We start from the raw sequence: 10120 nt of genomic DNA, 5'->3' as shown, positions 1-10120 counted from the left end.
CCGGTGGGAGCGTTGTGACCAGATCCGCGCGCTGAAGCCACGGCCGCGGCCACGCGACCCTTGCGGGGCCGTACACTCCGGCGTGTGCGATCCATCGGTCGGGTGTGTTAGCCTTCATGAGCGGTGACGTCGCTCGGAATTCCGCACTTGCCCCTGGAGGATTTCGATGCGCTCCCAACCTGCGCTCCTCTCGATCTTCGCCCTCGCGTTCTTCCTCGTCTCCGACGCCCTCGCCCAGTTCCCGCCGCCGCGCGAAGACGCGGAGTGGATCTCGCTCGACGGCCAGTCCGAACCCGGCACGCCGGCGCGCGTCGTGGCGCTCGAAGGCGACGCCGACTTCACCTCCGTCGAGGTCCGGATCCCCGGATTCTGGGTCGTCGAACGAATCGGTCCGGACCAACGGACCTACCAGGAAGTCTTCTTCCCCGGACTCGGCCAGATCGCCCAGCCGGGCGCGCCGAAGCTTCCGGCCGTGCAGCTGCGTCTGGCCCTGCCAGCCGAGCAGGTCGAGGTCCAGCTCGCCGAGGTCCAGGCTGAGTACGTCCCGGTCGGCGGGATCGATCTCGTGTATCCGCAGCCCGTACCCGAGCGGGACTTCCAGTTCGGCGACTTCGACCTCGAGGACGAAGACGGCGCGCCCGCGCAGTTCCTCTTCGACGAAGAGATCTACGCGTTCCAAGGACCCTGGCCGCCCGAGGACGGCACGCGCCAGGTCCTCGGCAGCGGTGGCCGGGCGATCCCGGAGGCCGAATGCCTCCTCTACCCCTGCAAGTTCGATCCGGCCGAGGGCGCGCTGCTCGTGAGTCCGGTCTTCCGCGCGACCTTCGTACATCAGGGTGGGGTGGGTTCGCGCGAACCGATCACGCTCGAGCGCGAGCGGATCGCGGGGCTCCGCTACCTGAACTGGGAACTCGTGGCAGAGTTCTTTCCGGTGAACCCGCTGACCTTCGAGGCCGACTACCTCTTCGTGTACCGAGCCGAGCTGCGCGACGCGCTGCTGCCGCTCATCAACCAGAAGAAAGGGCGCGGTTACCTCGTCACCGAGCTCCAACTCGAGGACGTGGGCAGCTTCTGCTCCGATATCCGCCTGGCGATCAGGGACTGGTACGAGTCCCGCCCGGTGAACCGTGACAAGTACTGCCTGCTGGTCGGCGACACCGACGACATCCCGCAGTGCGCGTCGCCCATGGAGCTCTACACGAGCGACGTGCCGACCGACGATTCCTATGCCAGCACGAACGGCGTCGACCTCGATGAGGAGATCTACTTGGGTCGTCTGTCCGTCGACGGCGCGACGGATCTCGAGGCTCAGGTCGCGAAACTCCTGAACTACATGGACGGTCGGCTGCTGTTCACGAATTTTCGCGAGGTCGGCCTCGTGGCCCACAAGGAGAACGCGCCGGGCAAGTACGTCGGCGCCCACGAATCCGTGCGGCTGGCGACCTACTCGACCCCGCCTTCGTTCAACACCTTCTACGGTGACGACTCGTCGGTCGGCGACGCCGACGTCAGCGGGTTCATCAATGAGGGCGTCGGTCTCGTCGCCTACCGTGGCCACGGCAATTCGAGCGCGTGGACCGGTTGGAACACCTCCAACGAGTACTACAACCTGTCCGACGTGAGCGGTCTCGCGAATGCCCCCGAGACCCCGGTGATCTGGTCGTTCGCGTGCACGAACGCGAACCTCGACACCGAGGACTGCATCGGCGAGCGTTGGCTCGAGACCTCCGACGCCGCCGTCGCGCACTACGGGGCGAGCGTGCCGAGCTACACGACCCCGAATCACGAGCTCGACCGCGCGATGTTCCGGGCCGTGTACGACTACGGGCTGACCAAGCACGCCCAGGCGATCGAGACGGCCGAGGCGGAGATGGCCGCGGCCCACTACAACGACAACGCCTGGATGTACAATCTACTCGGGGACCCGGACATGGACATCCGCCGCGCTCCGCCGCGCAGCTGGACGCTGCTCTTCCCTGAGGTCATCGATCCGGCGTGCCTGGAATGTCCCTACGAATTCGGCGTGATCGACGAGTTCGGCAATCCGGTCGAGAACGTTCTCGTCTCGGTCTTGCAGATCCAAGCGGGATCGAGTCGTCGGGCGGGCGACTTCCAGGACAACCGCTACACCGACGATAGCGGCGCGGCCGCGTTGCCGCTCGACGGTCTGGTCGACGGCGAGTTGCGCGTCGTGTTCCGTTCGCTCGAAGGCGAGGTGTACAAGGAGACGATCCCGGTTCGCAGCGGCGCGACCTCCGCGCCGACGGCGAGCGACGTGTCGTTCCGTCTGTCGGCGAGTCCGTCCGTCACCGACCGGGCGACCGTCTTCCAGTTCGGCGCTGCGCTTCACGCCGCGCAGACCGTCACCGTGTACGACGTGCGTGGCCGAACCGTCCGCGAGCTGCGCGCCGACGCGGGCACCGCGGCCCTGACGTGGGACGGCCGCGATCAGGACGGCCGCGCGGTCGGTTCCGGCATGTACCTCGCGAAGGCGGTGGTAGCCGGCCAGGTGCTGAGCACTCGCGTGACCGTCGTCCGCTGACGCGGCGCACGAAACGTGTCCCGACCTGAGGGCCTCGCACCGCACGGTGCGGGGCCCTCGTGCGTCGCGCGCGGCCCGTTCTCGGACGGACGAGAAGAGCCCGCCTCACGATGTGACGTGGGGTTCCTTTGTCGACCGGAACCGCTCGCGGTGAGCACTTCGGTGGATGAGGATTGGACGGTTCGCCAGCAGCGGCCGCCGCCACGCTGCGGTCGATCGAGAGCGTCCGCGCCGATCTTGTCCGCGTCTCCGGCTTTCGTGCGACGCCACGCAGGGAACGGGCGACGAATTCCCTGAGGCCCCCTCGCCGGCGATCGGATAGAGTGCCGCCCATGAGCATCGACCGCGACGCCCTCGTCTCCCTCCTGCAGAGCCTGGTCCGGATCGACTCGCGAAATCCGGGTCTGGATCCGGACGGTCCGGGCGAGCTCGAGATCGCCCGTTTCGTGTCGGGCCTGCTGGACTCGTGGGGCTGGGACGCCGAGCTCCACGATCTCGGCGCGTGCCGGGCGAACGTGGTGGCGCGCCGGCCCGGGGCCGGTGGGGGCCCCTCCCTGATGATCAACGTCCACCTCGACACGGTCGGGGTCGGCGGCATGGCCGCACCCTTCTCCGGTGACCATCGCGACGGGAAGGTGTTCGGCCGGGGCGCCCAGGACACCAAGGGCGGCATGGCCGCCGTCCTGGCCGTGGCCCAGTCGGTCGCGGAGGAGGACCTGCGGCTGGACGGCGATCTCGTGCTCGCCTTCGTCGCCGACGAGGAGCACGAGAGCATCGGCTCGGCCGCCCTCCTGGAGACCGTACGCACCGACGCGGCGATCGTGATCGAACCGAGCGATCTGGACGTGGTGATCGGCCACCGGGGCTTCGGGATCTTCCGGGTCGGCACCCGGGGGAGGATGGCCCACGGGGGGCGTCCCGATCTCGGCGTCGACGCCAACCTCCACATGGGTCAGGTGCTCGTCGAACTGGATCGGCTGCGGCGGGAGTGGTCGACCGCGCAGGTCCATCCGGCCCTGGGGCCGGCCTCGCTGCACGTTCCCGTGCTCACCGGCGGGCGGCACCTCTTCGTCTACGCCGATGCCTGTCACGCGGACGTGGAGTGTCGCTCGATTCCGGGGCAGACCCGGGACGAGGTCCACGCGGATCTGCAGACGGCCCTGGACCGCGCCCGCGAGCGGGTGGTGGAGCTCGAGGCCACCATCGAGCCGGTGCTCTGGCGCCCTCCCTACGAGATCGATCCCCACGCCCCCCTGGTCCGGACCGCCCTCGCCGCCGTGGAGGAGGTCACGGGCCGACCGGGACGTCGGCAGCACCACGGCTGGTGGGAGGACTCGGGACTGCTCGGCGAGGTCGGGACGGAGGCGGTGATCCTCGGACCGACCGGGGGCGGTCTGCACACCGAGGAGGAGTGGGTCGACGTGGACTCGGTGGTCCACCTCGCCGGCATCCTGCGGCGGATCGTCCTCGAGCACGGCGGGCGGCGAGACGCATGAGGCGCGGTACCCTCCCCGCGACATACGCAACCATTTCGAGAAGGACCAGGTCATGGCGGAACGCGAGAAGAACATCGGGCCGGGAACGCGCGCGGTCTGGAGCGGCGAGGAAGGACTCGGTTGGCAGGGTGCGACCCAGGTGCCCGTGGTGCACAGCGTCACCTTCGGGTTCGATGATCTCGACGAGTGGATGGAGGTCGGAGCCGGACGGGCGCCCGGGCACATCTACAGCCGCAACACCAATCCCACCGTGGAGGTGTTCGAGGAGAAGATGCGACAGCTCGAGGGCGCCGAGGCCGCCACGAGCTTCGCCACCGGCATGGCGGCGGTGAGCAACACCCTGTTCGCTCTCCTCGAGCCCGGTCGGCGCGTGGTCAGCATCCGCGACACCTACGGCGGGACCAGCCGGATCTTCCTCGAGTTCCTCCCGCGCTACGGGGTCGAGGTCGAACTCTGTCCAACCGAGGACCACGAGATCCTCGAGGCGGCGGTCGAGCAGGGCTGTGATCTGCTCTACCTGGAGACGCCCACGAATCCGACCATGAAGATCCTCGACATCGAGCGCCTGGCACGCGCCGGCCACGCGCGCGGCGCCGTCGTGGTGGTCGACAACACCTTCGCTTCGCCGATCAACCAGAGTCCGCTGGAAATGGGCGCGGATCTGGTCCTGCACAGCGCCACGAAGTTCCTCGGCGGGCACTCCGACGCCATGGGCGGCGTGGTGTGTGGACGCGAGGACCTCGTGCGCGAGATCTTCCGCTTCCGCGAGATCAACGGGGCGACGCTCGCTGCGCCGGTGGCCTACTTCCTCATCCGCAGCCTCAAGACGCTCGAGTTGCGCGTACTGCGACAGAACGAGAACGCGGCCGGGCTCGCCCGTTTCCTCACCGGGCACCCCGCCGTCGAGCGCGTGTACTTCCCCGGCCTCGAGGACGATCCCGGACACGAGATCGCCGACCGCCAGATGCGGGGCTTCGGGGGCCTGGTCAGCTTCTCCCTGCGCGGAGGGATGGACGAGGTCAGGAGCTTCCTCGGCGGGCTGCGCTACGCGCATCGCGCCGCGAGCCTGGGTTCGGTGGGGACGTTGATCGGCCCGCCGGCCGTGACCAGCCATGTGGAACTGACGCCCGAGGCGCGAGCCGAACTGGGGATCCCCGAGACGCTGATCCGCTGCTCGGTGGGAATCGAGAACCTCGAGGACCTGATCGAGGACTTCCGTCGGGCGCTCGACTGAGTTCCCCTGTTCGGACCTCCGGCGGGCAGGATCGACGTGGCGTTCGCGGGCGCGGTGTCGGCGGCGGTGCTGCTCGGCCTCGCGGGCACGACGTGGCAGGCTGCCGTGGCGCGGGAGCAGCGCGACCTGGCGCTCGCGGCGCGGGAAGCCGAGGCGGAGCAGCGCGAGGTCGCCGAGTCGGAGCGCGCGGTCGCGATCGAGCAGACCGAGGTCGCGCGGCGTGAGGCGGCGCGGGCGCTGGCGATGAGCGACTTCCTCCAGCAGGTGCTCATCGCGCCCGACCCCGTCGCCGGGGAGTCACGCGACGTCACCGTGCGCGAAGTCCTCATGAAGGCCTCGGAAAATGCGGGCGAGACGCTCGAGGATCAGCCCATGATCGAAGCGGAGGTCCGCTCCTTCCTCGGCAACACCCTCGCGAGCCTGGGGCAGGTCAACGAGGGCATCGAAGAACTACGGATCGCGCTCCAGCTCCGGGAAGGGACGCCGGACGAGAACGGGCCGGATCAGGCCGCGTCGCACCGCGGGCTCGGGGAAGCGCTGGCCGACCGGGGGGACCGGCAGAGCGCCGCCGCGAACTACGCGAGCGCGCTCGAGATTCTCCTGACGCTCGGGGATGAACACGCCTACGAGGCCGTGACGGTCTACACCGACCTCGCCCGGACCTGCACGAATCTGTCTCGATACCAGGAGGCGGAGGACGCCCTGGCGGACGCTGAAGAACTCTACGCCGCCGCGGAACTCGACCTTCCTTCGGCTCTGGCGTACATCGCGGAGGTTCGCTCGATGCTCGCGACGTACTGGCGTGAAGACGCCGAGCTCGCCGAGCGCTACGCGGAGGAGTCCCTCGCCCACCGGCGCGAAGCGGCCGACGACGTCCTACTGCTGTACGCGCTGAACAACGTGGCCGTCTCCAAAATGCGGCGCGGCGACTTCGACGAGGCCGTCGCGATCTTCCAGGAGGCGATCGAGGCCTCGGAGCGTGTGTACGGCGAGGTTCATCAGCGGATCGCGGTCCCCATGGAAAACCTCGCCAACGTGCATTATCAGCAAGGTGACTACGATCGATCCCTCGCCATGCTGCAGGAGGTCGCGGCGATGCGCGACGCCGCCCTGGGCGAGGGAAGTCTCGCGGGGGCTCGGACGCGCGTGAACATGAGCAGCGTCGCGCTGCGGATGGAAGACTACCGCCGGGCGCTCGAGCTGATCGACGACGTCAGGCCGGTTTTCAAGTCGCAGATCGGGGAGACGAGCCTCGAGTACGCCACGCTCGTACGCGGGCGCGCGAAAGCGCTCGAGGGGCTCGGCGATCTGGACGGGGCGCTCATCGAGTATCGCGCCGAACTCGCGATTCACGACGCGATCAACGCGCCGACGAATTCCCAGCGGCTGCGCTCGCTAGTCGCCGTGACAAACGTCCTCTGCGGCCTCGGGCGAAGCGAGGAGGCACGGGCCGGCGCCGCTGGAGCGCTGAGCCTGCTCGACCCGGCGGACGAGTCGCACGCGCGGTGGATCGAGGAGTTCAATCAAGCGAGAGAAGACTGCGGGTCGTAATCCGACAGCCAGACGACCTCGTCGGCGAGTGTCGCATAGTGATGGGCCACAACGCTGAGCGACAGGCATTCGCAGAGGCCGTCGATGCGTTCGCTCATCACCACACCTCCTGCAGGATGGCGTCATAGCACTTCGGCGAGCGCTGCAGCGGATGCCGCGGCCAGCGTACGTGGCTCGTCGCCACCACCTGCGGCGGGATGTAGGGCATCATCGCCCTCAGAATAGTTCGAGAAGACGGCGTCGCCGGGGCGGGATGCCGTGCGGAGCTTCGAAACTCTCGCGAGGCTCGATCGGCCGATCGGCCCGGGCGGTGTGGTCTGCCTGGCCGAGTCGTCGCTCCCTCTCACAGAGAACGCGGTCTCGATTTCGGTGGGAGCGTTGTGACCAGATCATCGCACTGAAGCCACGACCCCGATCCCCAGCACGAGGGCCGCGGCAAGGCGCCGACGTTGTACGAGAGCACGTGACCCCGTGACCCGTCCGGTCGGGTGACACCTGGGGATGTCTGGGGATGTTCCGCGACGGAAGCCTTCGCACTTCCACCGCGGCAGCGGCAGCTTCGGTCTACCGCCCCCGTCATCCCGAAGGTCCTGAGGGCCGCTCGACCCCGGCGAAGGCACTGCGTCCGAGCCACGTGGGGATCGAGCGCTGCAGCCAGCGAGGGCCAACCAGCTCGAGGTCGTCGGCCAGGGCCTGCGACCAGTCGATCTGGCCCAGCCAGTAGCGGGTGAGCGTGCGTTGGGAGACCCGCAGGTGCAGGCCCACCTCGAAGCCGGGGTCGGTCAGGCAGAGATCGATTTCGCCGCCGCCCACGACCAGCCACCAACGCCCGTGCGCTCCGGCGACGTCCCGTAGGTCGAAGCGCACGACGATGCGATCTTCGGGCAGGTGCTCGGTGCGCACGCCCCGCCGGATGTCCCACATCAGCAGCGAGGGATCGAGGTCGTCCTCTTCGACGTCGGCGAGCACCCATCGCTGTCCCCAGTTTCCCAGGACCTCGACGAGCGGTCGGAGCTCCTCGCCGGCGGGCGTGAGGTGATACTCGTGGGCCTGGAGACCCGGGCGCGCGCGACGCTCGACCACGCCTGCGTCCTCGAGCGAGCGCAGCCGCTTGGAGAGCAGAGACCGCGACATCAGAGGCACACCTCGTCGCAGGTCGTTGAAGCGGTGGCTACCGGCGAGCAGCTCGCGCAGCACCAGGGGAGTCCAGCGTTCGGCCAGGATCTCCGAGGCCTTGGCCACCGGGCAGAACTGTCCGTAGCCCTTCATGCCGATCAGGGTAACGGGCGTGCCGCTCTCACGACCAGTCCACTTTCAGAACCGCTTCGGTCCAGATCCTCCACTGGAGTGCACACGGCAACGTCGCGAGCCTGAGACTGCTTCGACGACCCGATTCCAGGAGGAGAGCATGGATTCCGTGTCCTTCCGAGATCGACAGGGAGAGCCCGTGCAGGTCGACCCGGCGGCGGTGCGGGCGCTGCGCGAGGAGCTGGCCGGAGGTTCCCTGGCGCCCGGCGAGCCCGGCTACGACGAGGCCCGTCAGATCTGGAACGCCATGATCCAGCGCCGCCCGGCGCTGATCGCCCGCTGCGACGACGCCGCCGACGCGGCGCGCTGCGTGCGCTTCGCCCGGGACCACGGCGTGGCGCTCACCGTGCGCGGAGGCGGCCACAACATCGCGGGCCGCGCTCTGGCCGAGGGCGGTCTGCTCGTCGACTTCTCCCACCGGCGGCGTGTCGAAGTGGACGCCAGCGCGCGCCGTGCCCACGTGGAGCCGGGGGCCACCCTGGCCGACGTCGACGCGGCCACCACGCCGCACGGCCTGCTCCTTCCCTCGGGCATCGTCTCGGAGACGGGGATCGCGGGCCTGACCGTGGGCGGCGGCTTCGGCTGGCTCTCGCGGCGCTACGGGCTGACCTGCGATCATCTCGAAGCGGTCGAGCTCGTCACCGGCGAGGGAGAGGTGCTGACCGCCGACCAACGGGAGCACCCCGAGCTCTTCTGGTCGCTGCGCGGCGCAGGGGGAGGCGCAGCCGTCGTCACGCGATTCCACTACCGTCTCCGCCTCGCCGACGACGCGATGACCTGCGGTCTCATCGTCCGGCGTGCCGAGGAGTCCGAGGCGGTCACCCGGCGCTTCGGCGAACTCACCGACGCGGCCTCCGAGGAGCTGACCTACCTGCTGGTGCTGCGCAACGCGCCGCCCGCACCCTTCCTGCCCGAGGAACTGCACGGTCGACCGATCGCGGGCCTGGCGGTCTGCCACGGCGGCGACCCCGAAACCGCGGCACGCGAGGTCGCACCGGCCCGGGACTTCGGTGACCCCGTGGCCGACCTGGTCGACCGCAAGCCCTTCGTGGAGCATCAGCAGATGCTCGATCCTCTCCAGCCGAAGGGCCGTCGCTACTACTGGAAGTCCGAGTACCTCGATCGCTTCGACGAAGAGACCGCCGCGGTGCTGCGCGAGCACGCGGCGCGCATCCCCTCTCCCCACGCGGCCATCCTGGTCTTCCAGCTCGGCGGCGCCGTGGCGCGCAACGGGGCACAGACGTCGGCCGCCCACCGCGACGCCCGCTTCATCGTGAACGTCGCCGGCGCCTGGGAGGACGCCGACGACGACGAGGAGAACGTGGCCTGGGTGCGCGACTGCTGGCGGAACGTCCACCGCATCGCCGGACGCGGCGGTTACGTGAACTTCCTGACCGAGGACTCCGGCGAGGACGAACGCGAGCAGAGCCAGGCGGGCGTGGACCTCGCCCGTCTCGAGCGGGTGCGTCGCCGCTACGACCCGGACGGGGTGGTGCGCTAGCGTCCACCCCGCCGGATTCCCGGCGTCTACCGGATCACCGACACCTTCTGCGTGGTCACGCCCTCGCGCGAACGCAGACGGATGACGTGGACCCCTCGGACCACCGGCTCACCGTTTCGAATGGGTCGCCGGCTGGGACGTGACGGCCATCGCCGAACTGTTCCGGCGCCGTGTCCTCGCCCGCCTGCGCCAGGCCCGACGCCTGCGAGAACACACCGAGCAGATGCTGCTGTCCTGGGAACACTCCGGCTTCAGCGTGTGGGCCGGCGAGCCCATCCGACCCGGCGACACCGAGCGGCAGGAGCGCGTCGCCCGCTACGTCACCCGCGCCCCCGTGCGCCTCGACGCCATCGAGCGCAAGGACCAGGGCAAGGTCCTCGTCCAGACCCCCTACGACCCGCGCACCGGGCAACGCACCCTCGAGCCCGACGACCTCGAACTCATCCGCCGGCTGTGCGCGCAGATCCCCGCTCCGCGGCAGCACCTCG

8 protein-coding genes are annotated in these 10120 nt (G+C 69.4%); 6 read left to right on the top strand and 2 right to left on the bottom strand.

The annotated features are described in order from the left end of the window. The first annotated feature begins 166 nt into the window (after positions 1-166). From VKA86_06115 to VKA86_06100, 4 genes are all read left to right on the top strand, one after another. Complete coding sequence (locus VKA86_06115) at positions 167-2542, top strand: C25 family cysteine peptidase (GenBank protein ID HKK70773.1); 2376 nt, start codon at positions 167-169, stop codon at positions 2540-2542. A 332-nt stretch (positions 2543-2874) separates the two neighbouring features. Further along, positions 2875-4038: a M20/M25/M40 family metallo-hydrolase gene (locus tag VKA86_06110; protein HKK70772.1), complete on the top strand. Its 1164-nt coding sequence runs from the start codon at positions 2875-2877 to the stop codon at positions 4036-4038. Positions 4039-4090: 52 nt separating this feature from the next. After that, positions 4091-5272 (top strand): cystathionine gamma-synthase family protein, encoded by a 1182-nt coding sequence (locus tag VKA86_06105; GenBank protein HKK70771.1) that lies wholly within the window; start codon positions 4091-4093, stop codon positions 5270-5272. 36 nt (positions 5273-5308) lie between these two features. Continuing rightward, entirely contained in the window at positions 5309-6823 is a 1515-nt protein-coding gene (locus tag VKA86_06100) for a tetratricopeptide repeat protein (protein HKK70770.1), read from the top strand. On the opposite strand, the gene VKA86_06095 is transcribed toward VKA86_06100, so the two are convergent. Both VKA86_06095 and VKA86_06090 read right to left on the bottom strand, forming a co-directional pair. Further along, positions 6796-6921 carry a hypothetical protein gene (locus VKA86_06095; protein ID HKK70769.1) on the bottom strand — a complete coding sequence of 42 codons (126 nt, stop codon included), beginning with the start codon at positions 6919-6921 and terminating at the stop codon, positions 6796-6798. The two genes, VKA86_06100 and VKA86_06095, sit on opposite strands and share 28 nt — an antisense overlap. Before the next feature lie 478 nt (positions 6922-7399). Continuing rightward, on the bottom strand, positions 7400-8092 hold the full coding sequence (locus VKA86_06090) for a helix-turn-helix domain-containing protein (protein ID HKK70768.1): 693 nt from the start codon (positions 8090-8092) through the stop codon (positions 7400-7402). Between the two features lie 139 nt (positions 8093-8231). On the opposite strand from VKA86_06090, the gene VKA86_06085 reads away from it, so the two are divergent. Beyond that, positions 8232-9632: an FAD-binding oxidoreductase gene (locus VKA86_06085; GenBank protein ID HKK70767.1), complete on the top strand. Its 1401-nt coding sequence runs from the start codon at positions 8232-8234 to the stop codon at positions 9630-9632. Between the two features lie 139 nt (positions 9633-9771). Next, positions 9772-10120 (top strand): transposase (locus VKA86_06080; protein HKK70766.1); only part of this gene is annotated, 349 nt, incomplete at its 3' end.

This window comes from Candidatus Krumholzibacteriia bacterium (genome assembly GCA_035268685.1).
GTDB lineage: Bacteria > Krumholzibacteriota > Krumholzibacteriia > JAJRXK01 > JAJRXK01 > JAJRXK01.
This window is presented reverse-complemented; position numbering and strand designations above follow the sequence as displayed.

Coding starts and splice junctions, on each gene's coding strand:
- VKA86_06115 (HKK70773.1), top strand. CDS start 167: ATGCGCTCCCAACCTGCGCTCCTCTCGATCTTCGCCCTCGCGTTCTTC.
- VKA86_06110 (HKK70772.1), top strand. CDS start 2,875: ATGAGCATCGACCGCGACGCCCTCGTCTCCCTCCTGCAGAGCCTGGTC.
- VKA86_06105 (HKK70771.1), top strand. CDS start 4,091: ATGGCGGAACGCGAGAAGAACATCGGGCCGGGAACGCGCGCGGTCTGG.
- VKA86_06095 (HKK70769.1), bottom strand. CDS start 6,921: ATGAGCGAACGCATCGACGGCCTCTGCGAATGCCTGTCGCTCAGCGTT.
- VKA86_06090 (HKK70768.1), bottom strand. CDS start 8,092: ATGAAGGGCTACGGACAGTTCTGCCCGGTGGCCAAGGCCTCGGAGATC.
- VKA86_06085 (HKK70767.1), top strand. CDS start 8,232: ATGGATTCCGTGTCCTTCCGAGATCGACAGGGAGAGCCCGTGCAGGTC.